Annotated in this window: 10 protein-coding genes; 4 read left to right on the top strand and 6 right to left on the bottom strand. The window is 47.7% G+C overall.

From position 1 onward, the window contains the following. Positions 1-940: 940 nt before the first annotated feature. Together JFN88_RS16075 and JFN88_RS16070 are read right to left on the bottom strand one after the other, a co-directional pair. Positions 941-6,379 carry an RHS repeat domain-containing protein gene (locus JFN88_RS16075; RefSeq protein WP_199020276.1) on the bottom strand — a complete coding sequence of 1,813 codons (5,439 nt, stop codon included), beginning with the start codon at positions 6,377-6,379 and terminating at the stop codon, positions 941-943. 32 nt (positions 6,380-6,411) lie between these two features. Continuing rightward, on the bottom strand, positions 6,412-8,766 hold the full coding sequence (locus tag JFN88_RS16070) for a S8 family serine peptidase (protein WP_199020275.1): 2,355 nt from the start codon (positions 8,764-8,766) through the stop codon (positions 6,412-6,414). Positions 8,767-9,755: 989 nt separating this feature from the next. On the opposite strand from JFN88_RS16070, the gene JFN88_RS16065 reads away from it, so the two are divergent. The 4 genes from JFN88_RS16065 to JFN88_RS16050 all read left to right on the top strand — a co-directional run bounded on the left by JFN88_RS16065 (position 9,756) and on the right by JFN88_RS16050 (position 13,727). Continuing rightward, on the top strand, positions 9,756-10,202 hold the full coding sequence (locus tag JFN88_RS16065) for a MarR family winged helix-turn-helix transcriptional regulator (RefSeq protein ID WP_199020274.1): 447 nt from the start codon (positions 9,756-9,758) through the stop codon (positions 10,200-10,202). Between the two features lie 3 nt (positions 10,203-10,205). Next, on the top strand, positions 10,206-11,843 hold the full coding sequence (locus tag JFN88_RS16060) for an MDR family MFS transporter (protein ID WP_199020273.1): 1,638 nt from the start codon (positions 10,206-10,208) through the stop codon (positions 11,841-11,843). 397 nt (positions 11,844-12,240) lie between these two features. Continuing rightward, positions 12,241-12,885: a futalosine hydrolase gene (locus tag JFN88_RS16055; RefSeq protein WP_199020272.1), complete on the top strand. Its 645-nt coding sequence runs from the start codon at positions 12,241-12,243 to the stop codon at positions 12,883-12,885. Then, complete coding sequence (locus tag JFN88_RS16050; protein ID WP_199020313.1) at positions 12,885-13,727, top strand: 1,4-dihydroxy-6-naphtoate synthase; 843 nt, start codon at positions 12,885-12,887, stop codon at positions 13,725-13,727. The genes JFN88_RS16055 and JFN88_RS16050 overlap by 1 nt, the downstream gene beginning before the upstream one ends. Before the next feature lie 165 nt (positions 13,728-13,892). Here JFN88_RS16050 and JFN88_RS16045 read toward each other — a convergent pair whose 3' ends face one another. The 4 genes from JFN88_RS16045 to JFN88_RS16030 all read right to left on the bottom strand — a co-directional run bounded on the left by JFN88_RS16045 (position 13,893) and on the right by JFN88_RS16030 (position 20,781). After that, a complete protein-coding gene (locus tag JFN88_RS16045) occupies positions 13,893-14,528 on the bottom strand; it encodes a TVP38/TMEM64 family protein (protein WP_199020271.1) in 636 nt (211 codons plus the stop codon). A 65-nt stretch (positions 14,529-14,593) separates the two neighbouring features. Further along, entirely contained in the window at positions 14,594-17,020 is a 2,427-nt protein-coding gene (locus JFN88_RS16040; protein ID WP_199020270.1) for a bifunctional diguanylate cyclase/phosphodiesterase, read from the bottom strand. 109 nt (positions 17,021-17,129) lie between these two features. After that, the gene (locus JFN88_RS16035; RefSeq protein ID WP_199020269.1) at positions 17,130-18,368 is read right to left on the bottom strand and encodes a DUF445 domain-containing protein; all 1,239 of its coding nucleotides are present in this window, start codon (positions 18,366-18,368) and stop codon (positions 17,130-17,132) included. 196 nt (positions 18,369-18,564) lie between these two features. Then, entirely contained in the window at positions 18,565-20,781 is a 2,217-nt protein-coding gene (locus JFN88_RS16030) for an MMPL family transporter (protein WP_233167934.1), read from the bottom strand. Positions 20,782-20,875: the final 94 nt, after the last annotated feature.

Genomic DNA, 20,875 nt, shown 5'->3' with positions numbered 1-20,875 from the left:
TAAATATCATCGCAATTAGCAGTTAATACTGTATACTTCTCCAGAAAATTACCTCTGTATTGAATAGTTGCACGTTGTCTGCAAATAATTTCGTCATATAATTTTTTCCTTTTTACGACAAGTTCGATCTTCTCCATATTATCTGTTAGTAAAATTAGCTTTCTTGAAACAAAATTATTTCCCATCGAATAGATTTCTTCCGAATGCTTTTCAATGACTAAACAATTTATTATTACCACAGGATTTTGATAATATATCCAATACCACATAAAAACAACAAAAATGATAGAAAGAATTGCCGCCGCTGTAATAATATCATCTTCTTTCTCTAAAAAATCTTCGGATTCTATAAATGAAAATAAACGTTATTAAAACAGCAATTCCCTTTAAAAATAAAATTCCGTTTAAATAAACAATCAAGTGACAAACTAATAGCATTGATGCTAACATGACAAGTAAAAAAGTGATCCAATCTTCAATTAATATTCTGTTTTTTATTCCAAATAAAAAACAGATAGTTTTTTTTATGAAATCCATAATTTTACTCCCTTTATAAAATTCACTCCAAAACTCTCTTTTAAGCTAATTTGGCCTTAAAAAAATGATAATTATAATTGGCTCAAAATCGAAATCAGTACTTGACTTGATTTACCGTTCGGACAATACAATGCTTTCAATGAAACACTGAGTTTTCGGGACACTGGTAAGCTGAATCTCGCCAATACGGCTGTCAAGCATTGATTACTGTTTTGAGCCGTATAAATATTCATTTTTTTAAACGAAAATTGTAAGTAATCGAACAAACATCACGGGACAGGTAAAAAATTAATTCGTAATTTATTCAATTACTTTGAATTTCACCAGAGTTAAATTATAATTTTGAGAATGGAGCGTCCTCTGTTAATTATTTGACGTTTGGAACGCCCCAATTAGTTTAATATTATTTTATCTGTGTCATACCGATACCTGCACCAATCCCTCCTTCTCCTAAAGCGACATGAAATTTGTAAGTTCCTCCACTATTTTTCACATACGCCCCATATGTTAGTACAGAAACTGATATGTTGAAAGATAAATAATAAGAACTATTATTGATTTTATTAAAATAAGTAAAATCAGCAATTCCCGCAGTAAAATTAGCCCCTAAGAAAAAAGAGCCTTTATCATCAAAATAAATTCCCATCTCTGCATTACCGATCGAAAACTCTACTCTTAATTTGTTCCCGTTTTTAAAATTTAAGTCTATACCATTTCCATAAACTGAGTAGGAAGTGTACACCCCAAGTTCAGAGGTATTAAATTGAAATTTTGTATTAAAATTATTCCAACTTTCTCCTAAATTTTTTAATTCTATTATCTTAGTCTGATTAGTATGTCTGTTCTGTTCAGTGACGGGGCCAGGATTTCTTTCGGTAGGTTTAGATGTACTATACCAAGCATTCCACTTTATCGCTTGCCCTTTTTTTATTGCATTCTGGTACGAACGAGTAGCCCCCCCATTTTGCGACATGCCTACAAGAATACCGTTCTTGACTATCATCTGACCGGCTTCATCAGAGAACCAGTACGATGTTCGTAAATCGCCACACGCACCAGAATGTGCATAATCTCCATCTTTTGATACACAATAATTCCCACTCGGATCAATATACCGTAACGGATTATTTATAACATACGTATACAGGTTCTGACTCAGCGGACTATTCAATTCCCCCTCATACGTATCCCTAGATATAAACCGTCCTGTACCTGGATCATACCAGCGTGCCCGCAAATATTGCAACTGCGTGGACGAATCCCAATATTCCCCGGCATACAAAAATGGATTGCCTGTCGTTTCTGTTTTGTCCGTGAGATTTCCCCAGATGTCGTACGTATACTGATTCACGATTTTGCGGCTGCTGTCGACCACATATTCGACGTCACCGTGTCCATTTTGCATATAGTACGCTTTAACACCTGCATGATCCGTGCGGCTATTTAATTGAATGCCACGCACATAGCTGGCGATTTTCGTGACGGTCCCGTTCGCATCGACACGACCCTCGGCAATGATTTCATTTCCACTGTAGTAGTAACGGGTCGTCACTCCGCCTTCAGTGCGTTCAACCATGAAACCATCGCCATTATATTTGTACGCTACTTCTCCTTGCGTCCCGCGCTTTACTTTCGTTAGACGATTGTAGTTGTCATACGTATACGCGGCATCCGTCAACTCCGCCAGCCGGTCTCCTTCTAAACTTTCGCGATTTCCACGGGCATCATACGTATACACTTCGTTATTGAGGGTGGACGTTTTAATCCGGTTGACAGCATCATACGTAAACCGATCCTTCCCTTCATTTTTCGAGCGCTCCGATATATTTTTCGCATCATCATAGACATACGAATACGTAACCGGCGACATCCCTGAACCGCTATACGATAATTGCGTAAGCTCCAGCCCGGTATACTGATAAGCCGCAACGACACCGTTGCCTTGCGTAATGGTTTTTAGCATCCCATTTGTATAATAACCATAAGCCGCTTCTGTACCGTTATTGATCGAAGTCAAACGGTTCTGGGCATCGTATGCATACGTCGCGGCGTCATTGAACGGCCCGGTTAGCGACTTCGTATTTCCTCTTTCATCATACGTGTACTGGACGGTTTTGGCATCCGGGAATCCGACGGTCACGAGTTTTCGGGTTGCATCATCGTACACGTAGCTGGTCGTACCTGTACTGTCTTGCATCGATTGGCGCAAGCCGTCCGCTGTGTAGGTAAACCGGTCTGTTTGGGAGCCATCCGAACGAGCCAGCAATTGATTTCTAGCACCATACGTATAGTGCAAGGTATGGCCGTTGGCATCCTGACGCTTCGAAACGTTTCCATTGCCGTCATAGAAATAGGTTTCTTCCACACTGGCTGGCTTCTGGCTTCGGATGACCCGTCCCAGACTATCGTACGACTTTTTCGTAATGGAACCATCAGGGGCTGTTAGCGTAAGCAGATTTCCCGTCAAGTCATAGGTATAGCTTGTTGTCTCCGCCAGTGGCGTAGTAACCGTACTCAGCCTGCCTAGCCCGTCATAGCTGAAGTGTGTGACTTGGTTGGCGCCATTCTCTTGTGTCTTGACATTTCCCAAGTAATCATACGTCAGCTTCTCCGTCTGGATCACTTTCGTCTGCGAAGGCGTTGCTGAATGGACTTTCGTTTCACTCGTTTGTATCGGGCGCTGTATGATATCCCGTGTGGTCGCTACTTGATTCCCGAGTCCATCCATCGCTGTAGATGTCCGTGTGATCAGGTTATCTTCTACAATAGACGGGCTCCCGCTTGGCGGGGTGGTCACGATTCGGAGTCCCCAGGATTGAGGCTGATAGTCGGTTTTGGTCTGGTTGCCGAGCGCATCTTCCTCGACCACTTTCCGCCCATAGGCATCATAAACATATTTGTTTTTAGCCACATAACTGCCATGGACATACAGGCCAATCTGATCCGGTAGACCGAGCGGATTATACCGCAATTCCGTCTTTGCCCCGGCTTCGTTCACTTGCGTCATCACATTGCTCGCATCCTGATAGGCGATGCTTGACGTGGTGGAGTCCGGGTTCGTGACTTTTGTTAATCGCCCAATTTTATCATACTGGTACATCGTCTTATTTTGCATGCCATCCGTATAGGCGTTCATTTCTCCAGTTAACGGATTATACTCGGCTTTTACTTCAACGGTAAAGGCTTGATTGTTCGCATCCAGACCGCTGGCGTACTGGCGAGTCAGAAAAGCAGATTGATAACCGTATTCGTAATTTTGCACCACAACCTTGCTTAGATCTGCCGGATCTATATTGGTTGTCTTTCTAATTAAATTGCCGTAGCTATCATAATCATAGTCATACCTGGCCCATAGGGGACCGCTGCTGTTGGTACCCGTAACCTTCACGACATCAGGATCACCTTGCGCAGTCTTGGTCACCTCCGTAAAAATCGTCTCCGTTGCCGAAGTTGGCTGCGTAATCGTTTGGATCAGATGCGTGTTGGGGTGATACGTGTACGTAATGGTTACCCCTAACTCATTTGTCGAAGAAAGCCGATTCCCTAATGAATCAAATTGTTGACTCGTACTGACCGTTTGACTCGCGCCACTTTGGGTATCTTTATACGTCATTGTAGTCGACAATGGAACGGTTAACCGTCGTGTCCGGTCATACGTCATTTGCTGAGTGATCTCTAATCCAGATTGAATCTGTTCGGTTCGGGTCAAATAGTATTCTGTTGGCAACGTTGCACTGACATAGACTTTATCAAATTGATAGGTGGTCTTCGATAGCACGTTATCTACTGTGGAAGAGAAGGTCGCATTGCTCCCATAGGAACTCGCATAGTCCCCGGTATACGTGATATTCATGCGATTACTCGCCTCATATGTCGTTTGCTGGGTCAATGGGTTCTGGTATAATACGCGGTCTTCCCGCCATTGCATTCGGTAGGTTTGCATGACCGCATCGGGGCCTACGAATCGTGTAACCGGTGTTTCCCCATATTCATACACGGTTTCTGCACCCGTTGGATGAATAACCGTGGTTAGGAGGGCATAACCGTTCCCGACCCCGGACTGTAAACTACTCCCGATCATATTGTAACGAACATCATTCTTCTCTTTATAGCGATAACGTGTTGTCCGGTTTTGAGGGTCAAGGACACGATCCAGGATTTCAATTGTTTTTCCTTGTTCCGTTATCGCTGTTTTCTGGTAGCTTACGGTCCGATCCCCGTAAGTAAGCGTCACGGCGGTAGACGAGTAGGAAATTTGAATTTGATTGCCTATCGGATCCGTGATGCTGCTAAGCAAGTTGGTATTATAGGCACTCACAAAGGTATAGCCAAAATCAATAAAATTGTTGTAGGCATCGGTAATTTTGAGCAATTTCCCCGCTGCATCGAAATAATATTGTTTGCCGTCCATAGCGCTCAGTGAATAGGCATAGCTCTGATTGGTACCATTCACCAGTATGGAGCCCGTCTGCGTTTTAAAGGTAAGATCGTCCCATTGGTAACCCTTTAATTTACTACCGTTAATTTCATACGTGCCCTCGGAACCCAAACTGATATATTTCCCCTCTTTGATATAGGGGATATTCCAGCTCCATCCTTTTCCGATGGGAAACAGTTTGTCATGAATCGTTTTATCACTTCGATTTTTAGGCGTGTAGAAAGGAATCACCTTGATTTGAACCGCGTTCGGCGTTTCTTTTTTATAGCGATATTCCATATTCTGATCCCAGTCATAGGCAACCAAGTACCCGTAATCAGCAAAATACTGTTCCAGTTTCTGTTTGCTCTGTATAGCCTCCGCTTCTGTGGCATAGACCTCATACACGACAGTCTCTTTCTTGCCTTCTCCAATTTTGACAGCATGCTTTGCTAGTGCTACCGTCTGAGCAGGGCTGTTGGCATAATAATTAAAGACGTCTCTTTTTTTATACCCGGATACACAACTAGACCATGGGGTGGAATCTTGCGGTTTTACCCGGTTCATCGCGTCCGTTTGCTTGGAAACTTCCGTTTGACTACGGTTTTGGTTATTGAGCACCCACGTACTGACTCCAATCGGACGGCTGGTCTCTAACGCTCCTGAAGCACAGCTTGCATACTCCCGGACTTGATTCATATTAAAAACGGTGGAGTACATCATTTCATATTTTTCAACGATGGCTTCGATGACAACCTGATAGGAAGCTGAACTGAAAACATACTCTGTACTGATATCGAAATAATTGGCATCCGATGAACTGTAGGTACGCGTTAATGCAAATGAAAGTCCATTCCTTCCCGGAAGCATCAGATCGGTAGCCGAAACGTTGAGACTTCCATCAAACGTCGATACCGACTCGCTGGAAGCATCCAGTTTATAAGGGGCCTGGTCAACCTTGGTGTTGACATTTTTTATCGTTTCTTCATTTACAGGGTTTATAGGCCCATTTGCAGCTGCTGCAGCCCGCATGCTATTCGCAACATACGCTTCCCCTAGTGGTTGATGAAGCCGGGGGGCTTCTCCGACTATAGAATCACTGCTTTCTTCGGAGCGATTCAAGGGGACTCTCTTCGCTGATCCCAAAGCATCCTCGAAGGTCAGTGATTCCGCATCTTTGAGTTGCAAAGCCAGGTTCACTTCTTCAGCTGTATACCCCTCATCAAGCAGCCCTTGAATAGTCGCTTGTTCAATCTGGTAGGCTTTCGCCAACGCTTCACTTTTATTCACAATTTCAGGTTCTATTTCGTATGGCTCGGGGGATTGTTCTACGGCTTCAGCAGACAATACGCCAACGGGAAGACTTGTAAACAACAACATAATCGAAAAGAATATCAGCAAACATTTTTGAATAGCCTGTCTCATTATGGATCCTCCAATTGCACCTGTGCAAGTTCTTAGTAAGGTGTGGCCGTATATGTTTTTCCATCCATTACAATTTTGAGCGTAGAAGGGAGCGAACCCAATCCATCTGTACTCACAATCATCTCGGCGACGTTGGAGTTATTCGCTGATACTCGCAGGGTATAAAGCTTCCCCGGCTTGAGACCGGAATACGTATACGTAGTTAATGGAGCCGTGATCGCTTTCGTCTCGATAAGTTTGCCGTCGGCAGAGATCGTAAACGTATACGTTTTTGCCCCGGGAACAGCATCCCACTTCATCGTAATGGTTTCTGTGGTCACCAAGGTGGCGACAAAGTTTGCAGGTGCAGGTGCATTCGCCGTTGTCACAAACAGATAAGAAGAGAGCTCTCCGGTTGCGGTTGTATTTTCGGGATCAATGGTTCGAGCAGAGATTCTATACTCGACTGCCGGACTCAAACCGGTAAGCTGGATGCTGGTTGCGGGCGAGCTCACTTCTCCGACTTTCTCCCCGGTCCTATAGATAATATATCCGGATGCCCCGGTTACACCGTTCCAGCTTATCGTCATCGATGTGTCTTTAATATTGGAAGCACTTAGATTGCCCGGGACCGGCAAGGGATTCAACGTCGTTAACGTATATGTGGAAGAGGTGGCATGCTTCCCCGCATTAGACGGGTCCACTGCCCGCACTTGCACCTGATAGGATTTATTCGGGTTAAGACCCGTAATTTCAGCTGATTTGTTTGAGGTTCGCGATTTGACGCTCCCATCGACGATGACCTCATAATCCGCAACCCCCTTGACCTCACCCCATGCAACGGAAGCCTTATACCGGCTAGGAGTCAACCTGATATTCTCTGGAGACTCCGGTGTAATCGTTTCCTTGAAGGTAAAACTTTTAGACGCATTGCCACTCGCCTCGAACGTGATGATGACGTTATAGACGCCAAGTAACCAGCTTCGATCAGCTCGGAAGTTAAAAGTAACTTTAGTTTCCTTCGCAAATGAGCCCGTTTTAGAGATTGTATACACCCTTGTTTTGTCATCTGGGAGAGGCCCATTAACACCCAGATAGACTTTGGTCCAGGCTGTCCCGCTCGTTAGAGCCGGTGCAGTAGCCGTGACCGATACAATATCTCCTCTGACAGTCGCTGAAACCGAGTAGTCGCTCTTGCTTTCTGTCAGAACCGGTGTCGAGACATCAATAAAATCCGCCTGATACGGTGGAAGAGGATCATCAATAAGGCCTAGCGATTTAGCCAAGTTAACCAGACCATAACCGAATTCTCTAGAAGCCCCTAAAGAAGTCGCATGCTGAACCAAGCTTTGTTTCACTTCATCGCCAGTTTTTTGCACATTCTGGGACCAGACGACAGCTGCCGCCCCGGTTACAAACGCCGCCGACATCGAAGTTCCAGATTGAAGCTCATAACCACCTTGTTTATTGGTGCTATAAATACTAACCCCAGGGGCAACCAGATCCAGCCGTGTCCCTGTACTGGACAAGTTTGCGCGTTTATTGGCCGCTGTGGATGCTCCAACCGACACTACTCCGTCATACTTGGCGGGATACATAATGGTATCCTCCCCTTCTCCCCAGTTGCCGGCTGATGCAACAATCAGAATTCCTGCCGCCTGCGCTCGCTCAATGGCTTGCTTGACGGCTTCGCTATACTGCGAGCCTGCAAAACTCATGGAAATGATATTCATATGCTGTTCAATGGACCACTCTATCGCTTGGATCAGTTGAGCATGTGTACCGTCCCCTTGAGCATCCAGCACTTTCACCGCATAGAGGTCCACATTTGGCGCTACCCCCGTCATGTGCTCGCTCTCCTGTGCAGCTATAATTCCCGCTACATGAGTTCCATGCCCGTGATCATCTTCGAAGGACGTATTACCAGGCACAAAGGATACTCCGCCTTTAACGATTAAAGCGGGATGCTGCGCAATTCCCGTATCCAGGACAGCCACTTTAATTTGCTCTCCCCTTGGATCCTGGGTAGATTGAAACTGCGAACCAATGGCGAGATTTCCCCACGCCAAATGCTCCTGATTGATCCGGTCCGGATTCGTCTCGCTTTGGATGGAAACTTTACCATTAGGCTCCACCCACGCTACTGTAGAATCTTGTTGAAAATTAGCAGCTTGCGATGGGGTCAGTTTCATCAAAACCGTTGTATTTTGCTTGTTCAAGCTTGATTTTTGCTTAATGCCTGTTGTTCGGGACTGAAGAACGGCTGAAGTTGCTGGTTGCTTGTAAACCACCAGGTATTCTTCGGTCTCAGCTTCTGAATTGACGGTAGCAGACACAGGCTGCAAGATGTTGAAAATGAATAGAATGGATAGCAGTGATACGTAAATCTTAATGATCTTGGGTGACATCGGCTTAGTTTCCTCCTAATATAATTCGCCAACAGCTCTGATTTTTAGTTCATTCATATTGACTCGCTTACTTGGATGGTCATAAAAATCGTATACATATTTCGTTTTCTTCTCGGGTGGAAAACAAATAATCTAATTCTTCCGATGTATAGTAAAAAGCATTTATTTCTACTGCATTCCAAGGAGCTTTGATTTGTGAACTTCTAAATTGATTCTATATGAGCAAACTCCACCTTTCATACTAATTTGTAAAATCCCTTCTGTTCTTCCAAGTGTCTTTATGAAAGGCAAATCTCACTTTAGGAAACCATTGTTATTAAACCATCCTTTCCCCATCGTATAACTATGAAAAAAAGAGAGAAAAACAAACCTACCGTTAAAATCATATACGTGTTTAATTGCAGCTAAATTAGGTATAAAGACTCCCTCTTTTTGTCATAAAAACAAGAAAAAATACCCAGACTCAAGAATTATATATCATCATTTGAATTAAATCACTACTTTTTTTAGGAGATTATGGACTTAAATCCGAGATTGGGCATACAAACCGGGTATTGCAATCGAATCCATTTGACCCCATTCACCTTATTGAAAGGTGTAACTTCTATTTTTTATATAAATCTCGTCGGCAAAAACAAAAAAGCATCACCCCCAATATCCAGCTTGAAGATGATGCTTTATTCGATTGCATCGCTTTGTAGAAAGTGTAAACCCCAGTCCAAATCCGTGAATAATACGAGCAAACATGAGAAATATAAGGCTATATGCGCTTACTTGCATAAAAATCGTGTTTTAACCGCTAAAATTGAGCCATTTTCCCTTTGCTTTGACCTGCGGAATCGGATATCATGGAAATCAGTTTAAAGCTAAATAGTTTATCTCTAAAATATTTTTTAGTGAATATTTTTTTACTAAATGTTTTAGAACAAGCGTAATGGCATAGCCAGGTTTCAAAATAGTCGGGCTGCAAAGCTAAGGAGGGGGTCGAGATGGAGCTCAACGATCAAACGAATGAGCTTTATGCACTATTTAAAATCTTCCTAAAGAAAATCGGCGAGGAATGGAAGTCACGCAGCGGCGACAATTTGCCCCTCTCTCACATTCGCATGTTAACCGTCTTGCAACGGAGAGAGAAAGAGAAAGTCGCTGAGCTGGCTGATTGTCTCCATGTCACTCCCGGCGCCATTACAGGGATTGCCGACAAGCTCATTCAGCGGGGCTATGTTGAGCGCCGCCGGGATGAAACAGACAGGCGTGTTGTCTACCTCCAGCTCACCGAAGAAGGCCAATCTGCTGTCAAGGGGCTGGACTCTATTCAACAGCAGCTTTACGCAGATATCCTCGCCCGTTTGGATATGCAGGATATTGAGCATCTCAAGCGCATTTTCAGCACAATGATTGAATTGGTTGATTCTACTAACAGAAAGCAGGGGTAACACTTGGAACACTTAACACACAAACAAAAGCTAACGATTATGGTTGCCATCATGTCTGCCATGTTTTTCGCAGCCATCAACCAGACGATCGTCAGTACCGCAATGCCGCGCATTGCAGCGCTGCTGGATGGGCTGGACCATTATACATGGGTCGTCACCATTTATATGCTGACTTCGACGATTTCTACCGTTTTGGTCGGGAAACTATCTGATATTTATGGTCGGAAACCTTTCTTGCTCGTCGGTATTGTTACCTTCCTAATTGGCGCTTTCCTGTGCGGAACGTCGACAGATATTTATCAGATGATCATTTATCGCGGTATTCAAGGCGTAGGCGGCGGGATTATTTTGTCAACATCCATTACCGCTGTAGGTGACTTGTTCGCGCCGAAGGAACGGGCAAAGTGGACCGGCATGCTGATGGCCATTTTTGGATTTTCCAGCGTTCTTGGACCTACATTGGGAGGATGGATGGTTGACCACTTGAATTGGGAATGGATTTTCTGGATTTTCCTCCCATTTGGTGTCTTAGCCTTTGCTTTGATCTTGAAAATGTTCCCTAAGACGTCTCGCAATGCCAACGAAACTTTAGACATTTGGGGATCTTTGTTCCTGACAATTGCCATCGTTGCTTTGCTGTTAGGATTCACTTGGGCAGGTACAACTTATCCATGGGGTTCCTGGCAAATTATAAGTTTGTTCGCAGCTGCGGTCGTATCTTTTATCATTTTCGGACTGGTTGAACGTGTAGTCAAAAGCCCTGTGCTTCCACTGTCCCTGTTCCGCAACAGCATTGTAACCATATCCAATCTGGCCGGTTTTCTGATGAGCGCGGGCATGATGGGCGCATTGATTTACTTGCCGTTCTTTATCCAGGGGGTAAAAGGAATTGCACCAACCTACTCCGGCTATGTGGCCATGCCGATGTCTATCAGCATGATCATTCTCAGTACCGTTACGGGACGCGCGATGTCCAAAACCGGCAAGTACAAGCGCTATGCGCTGGCCGGTATGGTAATTATGGTCATTGGCATGCTGATGATGGCATTTATGAACAGTATTCCGGTAGCAGTAATCAGCATGATTGTATTCGGGTTCGGTCTTGGACTTGGCATGCCGGTATTCACGCTGGCTGTCCAGAACTCCGTCAAACCAAATCAACTGGGCGTAGCGACAGCTTCATCCCAGCTGTTCCGGAATCTTGGCGGAACAATTGGCATTACAGTTATGGGTTCGATTCTCTCTTCCAGTCTGACGAGCAATATGAAGAAGTCCTTCGCCGATGCCGGAAATATGGACGTCAGCAAACTTGATCCGGCTGTTGCAGAGCAGCTCAAACCGTTCTTGAGTCCGCAGATCCTGCTGAACAAGCCGCAGCTTGAGCAATTGCAGGCAGGCTTGCCTGAACAATTGCAAGCTGTTGTCACTAAGCTGGTCGATGTTCTCAGGGATGCCCTTAGCAGCGCCTTGACGACAGTGTTCCTCTCCGGTACAGCATTGCTGGTTGTTGCCTTTGTACTGGTTGTGTTCTTGAAGGAGATTCCGCTTCGCAGTGCGCAAAGCAGCCCTCAGAGCAGCAAGCCTGAGGACGGCCAATCGGAAGCGAACACAACAACGAATCCTTCCTTGAGCAAAGGCTGATCGTAGCTTGTCAGAACAGATGTATATATCTCTTGCCCCGACCCGGTTTGTCGAGTCGGGGCATTTGCTATCTATCTATTGCTATGTGCGATGTCAAATCATGCGAGTACGGATCATCTATTGCCTGGATAATGACAGCCTTTCCATTCCATATAAACCGTACTATAATGAATAAATACTTCACCCACCCGTAATCTGCAATCGATTATATAGAAGTTGAACTAAAGGAATAGAAGGTGCAGCCGGAGTGTGAAAGAATTCTGAAGAAGCGAAGCTCGCGTTTGTTCCCCGATTTCTTCTTTCATTATCATTCAAGGCAGAAATCCGGGAATAACAGCGATCGGAAGAAACTTTCACACGGAGGCTCTGCACCACTATAACAAAGGAGCCAGCAGCGATGAAAACAATACTAGTCTTAACTGCCGTAGAAGCCGAACGGGAAGCGGTTATGCGCGGGCTCGGCGAAGACTCCCGCTTTGAAGTTGCGGCGGCAGGGGTTGGCGCCGCGGCCGCGGCCGCCTCAGCAGCCGCCAGATTGGCCGTTCCCCATCACTATGAATTGGTCGTAGCTGCAGGGATTGCAGGAGGCTTCACGGACCGCGCTGCGGTTGGGACGCTGGTTGTTGCCGATCACATTGTTGCCGCCGATCTCGGGGCTGCATCTATGGACGGATTTCTAAGCCTTGATGAACTGGGATTTGGCTCAAGCAGCGCGAAGACAGATATTGTCCTCAGCCCGCAGTTGGCTTCAGCAATTGGTGAAGCGGGATTGACTTGCGCGCTTGGTCCGGTTCTGACCGTATCCACTGCCACCGGTACGGCTGAAGGAGCGGCAGAACTGAAACGCCGTGTACCGAACGCCGCAGCAGAAGCCATGGAGGGTTATGGAATTGCAGTGGCAGCTAAGAATGCGGGGCTTCCCGTGCTGGAGCTTAGGGCCATATCCAATCAGGTCGGCCCACGCAACCGGGAGGCCTGGAGAATCAAGGATGCCCTGGACGCGCTGTCAGCAGCAAGCTCCATATTAAGGGAGGTTCTATGATGAATATTGCTTTCTCCCCTTGCCCGAATGATACTTTCGTCTTCCATGCCTGGGTGCACGGTTTGATTCCGGGCGCTCCGAAGTTAAACGTAACTTATGCGGATATTGATATTACAAACACGCTGGCGACCACGTCAAGCGGACCGGAAGTGATGAAAGTATCCTATGCCGCTCTTCCCTGGGTATTGTCCGACTATGCTTTGCTGCCTTGCGGCGGCGCGCTCGGGCGAGGCTGCGGCCCCCTCGTGCTGACTAGAGGGAGGGCCGCAAACAGCAGCGATCCTTCCTTGATTAGCGGCAAGACCGTCGCGGTTCCTAGCGAACGCTCTACAGCCTATCTGCTGTTCCGGCTGTGGGCGGCCAGGCAAGTGCCAGGCGGGGTCGGCGGCATTGTCGTGATGCCATTCCATGAAATTATGCCTGCCGTGCGCGATGGCGTCGTTGATGCCGGTCTCGTCATTCATGAAGCTCGTTTCACCTATCCTGCCTATGGATTGTCGATGTTGACGGATCTTGGCAACTGGTGGGAAGCCGATACCGGCTTGCCAATTCCGCTGGGGGCTATTATCGCGAAACGATCCCTGCCGCTGGACGACTTAACACGCTGGATACGCGCATCTGTCGAATATGCCTGGGCTAATCCGGAAGCATCGCACGATTATGTTATGACCCATGCTCAGGAGCTATCGCATGAAGTTGCACAACAGCATATTGGACTATACGTGAACAACTTCACGGCCAATCTGGGTACAGATGGCTATGCCGCTGTATTCTCCTTGCTCGATCGTGCAGCAGAAGAAGGACTTGTGCCGACAATTGATCTTGCCGCGCTAAAGCCTTGATCAGCCCAAGCGAAAGTTCCATTTCTATAATAACGTTGAACGAATGAATGTCGAGCAGGGCCTGCGTGTGAAAGTTTCTAATCCTTTCACACGCAGGCCCTGGTATGTTCCTTTTTATTCAACTTATATTCTCCAGGCAATTTGAAAGCAAGATAAGCTCCGAAATTAAAGCTTCGGCTTCTCCATCCCTGCCCGCCTGCAATATCGGTATCCCGCCATCAAGCCAATCAGCAGTACCACATATACAGAAAAAATCAGCAGCGCATGAACCGGTTTATCCAGCAGTTGATCCCCTGCCAGCACAAACACAGCGATCATCGGAATCTTGCCGATTGCAGTCGCAAGCGCAAAGGGCAGCAGCGGAATATTAGAGGCGGAGCAATAGAGATTGACTGCCTGCGCCGGAATGACAGGAATCAGCCTCACCATCAGCAAACTGATAAAAGGCTGGCGCTCAAACCAAACTGTGAAGTGGTCCAGATAACGGTAACGTGATAAATACGGTCTGACCGCATCCCCCATCAGCATTCGAAAAAAGACAAACATAAGTACCGAACCGGCGACGGACGCTGAGAAACTGAGCGCCAAACCCGTTAGAAAACCAAATTTAATACCCATCAGCGAAGCAACCGCTCCGTAAGGTATAAAAGGGACAAGGGTAAGCAACACAGCAATGACCCAGAGCAGCGGCCACCACGATAGCGTATCTCTGCTCCCCGCCCAACTCAACAATTCGTCCTTGTATACGATTATGACGGCCACCAGAAGCAGGTAGACGATCAATATGCCCAGCTTTCTCACACTGTCCCCCTTCCTCTTTAACCCAACAAGCGTACACGGCTTTGCATGACTTCGTCCTGTATGAACTATGTACTGGGAGCGGCAATTCTGGCCGGTTCGAAAAATACCTTCTCAACTTCATTTGCAGGGAGCGGCTTGCTGAAATAATAACCTTGAATTTCATGGCATTCGTTCGCTGTCAGAATATCCAGCTGATCTTTCGTTTCAATCCCCTCCGCAATAACATCCATTTTCAGATTTTGCGCCATTGCAATGATTGTGGCTACAAGCGCTTTGTCGTTCTCATTATGTGTAATATCTGCAATAAAAGAGCGGTCAATCTTAAGCTTATGAATCGGAAACAGCTTTAGATAGCTCAGTGAGCTGTACCCTGTCCCAAAGTCGTCAAGACTGATGCGAATGCCAAGGTTATTCAGCTCATTCAGAACCCCTGTCGACAAATCCGCATCCATCATCATGCTTTCTGTAATTTCAAGTTCCAGATAACGCGGCTCAAGTCCTGTCTCCCGCAAAATCTGCTGGATGTTCTCTACCAAATTGGCATGATGGAACTGTTGCGATGAGAGATTGACAGAAACCGGAATAAGCGGGCCGCCTTCCTTATGCCACTGTACCATCTGGCTGCACGCGGTACGAAGCACCCAATTGCCAATCTCGTAGATCATGCCTGATTCTTCTGCAATGTGAATCAGCAGGCTGGGAGATATAACGCCTTTATCAGGATGATGCCAGCGGATCAGCGCCTCTACGCCGATGATCCGGTTGTCCTGACTCCAGAATTGCGGCTGATAGTAAAGCGTCAACTCATTGCGTTCAATTGCCTTTCTGAGGTCCCCTTCCAGCCGTATCTTCTCTATCATTTCATCATTGAGCTGCCGCGAAAAGAAGTGATAACCGTTTTTCCCCTGTTTCTTCACCTCGTACATTGCAGCGTCCGCATACTTCAACAGCTTGACGCCATCATCGCCGTGATGCGGGTATATGGCTATGCCGATGCTTGCCGTAACATAAAAATCATTATCCTTCAGCCGGTAAGGAACGGACAAGGCTTTGATAATCTGCTCCGCCAAACATGCAGCTTCCTGTTCGTCCATGAAACCTGGACAAAGGAGCGTAAACTCGTCGCCTCCGAGCCTGGAGAGCATCACCGCCTTGCCAGCGATGCTGGCAACCATCCGGCTGCTCATTTCCTGAAGGAGAATATCCCCGTACGTGTGGCCCAGCGAATCATTGATCAGCTTGAACCGGTCAAGGTCAAGCACCATGACCGCAAACCCCTTGCCGTCCTCCCTGCTCTGTTCAATCATTTGCGATAGCATCTGATTGAACTTGCGGCGGTTCGGCAGTCCGGTCAACTCATCATGGTATGCGAGATGCTCAATCCTCTCCTGCGACCGCTTTTCCTCCGTGACATCCTTCATAATGATATAATGGCCGACCGCCTTCTCTTCAATCACGATCGGGACATGAATTGCCTTCAACTCGAGCTGCTCCCCATCAGCGCGCTGGAAGGTAGCATCGTATCGCTGTGGGCTGCGCTGCTCCCATGAGTTGCCTTCCGCCATCAGGAACTGAAGAGAGGATACGGGACGGAACTGGTAGTCTGCGAATTTCAATCCGGTAATTTGCGTCACTGCCGGATTGAAATTGATCATTCTTCCATCCAGATCCACAGCGATAATACCATCCGTATTATTGTCATAAAGCGAGCGGTACCAGACTTCATTTTCCTGAATGGCCCAGTCCTTCTGCGACAACCTTCGGTTCACGAATGTACCGAGCAAGGTCAGGCTAAGCATAATGAGCGTGCCTGCAGCAATCAGATAAGCCAACACTCCCTGTTCAAGCCTCATCTCATTCCCCATGCCGGACAGTTCATTCTCATAAAAATTGGCAGCTTCCATTCCGATATAATGCATGCCGGCAATCGCAGCCCCCATCAACAGACCGCTTCCCAGCTTGTACCATACTGCCGAAGAGGTCTCGTTCTGCCCGACCTTGAAGATGAGATACAGCGCCGCTAAAGAAGCTGTAAGCGCCACAAGAATAGACGCGCCCACCAGTATCACATTGTATGCAATGCCGATCATCATTGCGGCCATCCCCGTATAATGCATGCCCGAAATGGCAGTCGCCATAAGAAGGCCGCCTGTGAGAAGCTTGCGGGGTCCCAGATCACCGCGGCCGACAATATACAAAGCAATGTATGAAGCAACTCCCGCCAGCAGAACGGAGATCAGTACGAGCGTTAGATTGTAAAGCACCTGCACAGGCAAAGAGAAGGCCAGCATCCCCACAAAATGCATTGACCAGATGCCAAGTCCCATCGATATTGCCCCACATATGAGCCATATCTGCCTGGCCTTTCCCTTTGTCTTTCTGACCCGACCGGCTAAGTCCAGTGCCGAATACGAAGCAGCAACCGCAATCAGGTAAGAAATAAAAATCAACATTGAATTATAGGTGCCCTGCAAATGTTCAGTATGATTCATAGTCTTCGCCCTTTCAATATCAGGTTGATCCTAAGCCGAGCTTCATTACATGCCTTTCAAATCTGAACCTTTTCTTAGTCCGGCCGTTTTGAAAAAAAGGACGAATAGACTACAACTGAATCAGGGACAGTACGATACCGACGACAAAGCCGCAGATGGCTCCGTTTACTCTGATCCACTGCAAATCCTGACCTACCTTGTCCTCAAGCATTTTGACCAGTGCGGCATCATCCATCTGATCCACATTTTCCTTTACCAGTTGACCAATCCGATGGTGATTTTTCTCGACCAGTTCAATAAGACTTGCCAGCAGTCGAGCTTCCAGCCTGTCAACCATCTCAGGAGACTTGCCGAGGCTTCGCATAACGGAGCGATACAGATGAAAGATCATTCTGCCGCCGCGGTCCCGGTCTTCTTCGAGCGTTTGCACAAGTTGCGCGCGCAGACCTTCCAGCCTGCCAAGCAGGAAATTCGTTACCGCCTCGCCTTCGATCCGGTCTGCCAATTGCTGCTGAAGCGCCTGTAAGCGTTCCTCATCTGCCGACCATTCAAACAGGCGAATTCGGATTTCGTACAGGATTTTCTCGCGGACAGCACTGTCTTCCTTCATGACATCATCAATTCCGGACAGGAGCATATCTTGCAGCATGCCGCCCATCTTCTCTTCGCTCATCATGCCCCCGAAGGCTTGAACAGCAAAGCCCATTAATCCGCCCAGCTTGATCTCGGACAATTTCTCTGCCGCCAGCTTGCCGAGCATCTGTCTCGTATCCCGCTTGCTGGCCCAGCTCCGCGTCTCCTTCAGCACAAAGTCGAGCGCTTTCTGGTCATGTCGGCCCATCACCATCGCGCCGATCATCTGCTCCACCGCATCCTGGGCATTCATGCGACGGATGTAGGAGGCTGCTCCGGACTGCAGCAGCGGCACCGCTTTTTCTAACGGCAGTTCCTGAACAGCTTTGATCAAGCCGTTTGCAACCGCAACCCGCGTCGCTTTCTTTGCCATCATTTGCGTGAGGTAAATTCCGAGCAGACGCAGCAAATTCATTTTTTGCAGCTTCGCTTCGATGCTTTGCTTGTTCAGCAGTTCATTCTCCATTGCGGAGATCAGCGACTGCACGATTTTCTCCTTGTTTCTGAGAATTAGCGAGGTATGGGGAATCGGGATGCCGAATGGGTGTCTAAAGAGCGCGGTTACCGCAAACCAGTCGGCAATAGCGCCTACTAGTCCCGCCTCAAATCCGCCCTTTAACAGAAAAACAAAGGTGTTGCCCGGCAGTGCCAGCGTAACGGCAAACCCAGCTGCCATCACCGCCAGCGACATTCCCGCCAAATATCTGGATTTCATAGTTTCGCCTCCACACTTCCATAGCCTGACGAGCTGACCATGCTTCCATAGACAGCGAAGCCGTCAGTTCGACAAATTCCGGCTTGACTTTACCATTATAAACGATTATGAAGTGTAAAAAAAGCAGATTTCCCAAGGGAAATCTGCCTTGCTTGCGATCAACCAACCAGCATATGACCGCCACCGGGTCCAGTGATCAGGTCTGAGCGGAAGGCTCTTCGACAAGTTCTGCTTTACCCGGCCAAAATGCCGCCTTGCCAAGCAATGCAGTAATCGCCGGGACAAGGAACGGCCGCACGACAAAGGTATCCAGCAGCACGCCGATTGCGGTAATCAATCCGAATTGCACCAGCACCTGAATCGGCAATGTCGCCAGTACAGCGAAAGTCGCCGCCAGAATCAACCCGGCCGATGTGATTACCCCGCCTGTCTCGGCTACGCCCTCGCGGATGGCCTGCGCAAGCGGCATTGTTTTGCGCTTGCTCCAGATGCTTGAAATCATAAAGATGTTGTAATCCTCGCCCAAGGCTACAAGGAAGGCAAAGGCATACAGTGGGATCGCTCCCTGGATCGCGTCCGCACCCATCACATAGTGAAGGATAATCCAGCCCAGTCCAAGCGCCGATCCGTAGGAAAGCACCACTGTTCCGATCAGGTACAGCATCGCTGTAATCGAGCGGAGATAAGCCAACAGGAGCAGCATGATAAGCACAATGACAAGCGGCATAATGACGCTCATATCCCGAATGGTCAACTGCTCGGTATCATATTGAGCCGCTGTCTGTCCGCCAATCCACACCTTCTGCGCCGCATCAGCTATTCCCGCATCAGTCAGCCCTTTCTCCACAACGCTTCTCAGCTCAGGAATATAGTCCATCGCCTCCTGAGAGTAAGGATTGATGCTCAAAGACAGCTTGTAGGCCAGCAAGTTCGGGTCCGAACGGCTGGCGACGGGTTCCGGCACATGGCCGATGAAAGACTGACCGCCAAGCAGGTTGCCGATTTCAACCGGTTTGTTATCTGTCTGCACAACGACAGTGACTGGAGCAAGATCCCCGGGCTCATACGCTTCACTGATAAGGGCAAAGCCTTCCCGTGACGGCATATCCTTGGGAAAAGACGACAACAAATCGTAGGTGAATTTGATTTGCGGAGCAAACCCGGCAAGTCCGCCAAGCAGCGCCACACAGACGATGACAACCGTCCAGGGACGCGATACGACGAGACGGCCGGTAGCCGCTCCGATTCTTCCTTGCTGCTTATGCGGCTTATAGATTTTCCCCTTCTTGCGGGCATGTTCCAGTTCCATCGCTTCCGTGCGCGGGATGAACGGGAAGAATGCCCCTCTGCCGATAATAGCAAGCAACGCCGGCACCAGTGTCAGGCTGGCAAGACCCATAATAAAAATCGACAAGCTGAATGGCACTGCAAACCTGTGAAAAGCGCCGTATTTGGCGGCAAGCAGTGCAAACAGCGACAATACAACGGTAAATCCGCTCATCGCGATGGCGCCCGATGCATCCTTGAAAGCCCTGCGAAGCGCAACACGCTTATCCGCTTCTCTTCGCAGTTCCTGCCGGAAATGCGAGATGAAGAACAGGCAATAATCCGTCCCGGCCCCGAACAGCAGCACCGTCATAATGGATATCGCCTGCCCGTCTACTGTAATCCAGCCTTCGCGAGCCATCCAGCCGAGCAGCGGGCTTGTAACCAGATAGGCAAAGCCTACTCCAATGAGCGGGATAATGGCAAGAATCGGGGAGCGGTAAATGAGCAACAGCAAAACGAGCACAAGCAGCACAGTTGCAATCAGCAAGGAGACGTCTGCCCCGCGGAACAATTCTGTGGCGTCAATCGAGATGCCGACCGGTCCGCTGATTCTCGCGTTTAGCGAGTTCCCGTCCCGGATATCCGCTGAGAACGGATCAGAACCATCCTCGTTTCGAGTACGCTCCTGAAAATCAACTAGACTTTCCTTCAACATTTCCGTAGCCGTATTCTCTTGAAACAAAATCGGCTGCACGAAAGTAGAGGCATCTGCCGACGACATTTGCCGCAGCGCCTGCGGTGGAAATTTATGCAGCGGGACAACCGTCCCTTGTGCCTCAAGCGGGGCTTTCTCAAGCGAGGCGGACAGTTTTTGAATCAAGGCATAGTCATCAGCGGTCAGCCCGCTTTCACGATGCCAGACGACCAGTGCCGGAACCCCTGAAGAATCGGGAAATTGCTCTTTAATCAACCGCTCTGCCAGTACCGACGGGCTATTCGTCTCCAGGTTGGGAGCGTTATTCCGCTCTTGTTCCTTGACAGGCGGCAGCAGCACAGTAAGCAATACAGCCAGTACAGTCCAGACAATCAGCGTTATCCAGCGCGAGCGGGTGCCAATCACCAGGCTGCTCCATTTTTCCGGCATAATCCAGTCCTCCATTTCACTTCCATGGCATTTTGGTTTAAAATAAACTTGTTACTAAGATTAATTATATATACCAGAAGGTTAATTAATCAAT

This window comes from Paenibacillus roseus (assembly GCF_016424485.1).
In the GTDB taxonomy this organism is placed as follows: domain Bacteria; phylum Bacillota; class Bacilli; order Paenibacillales; family Paenibacillaceae; genus Paenibacillus_D; species Paenibacillus_D roseus.
This window is presented reverse-complemented; position numbering and strand designations above follow the sequence as displayed.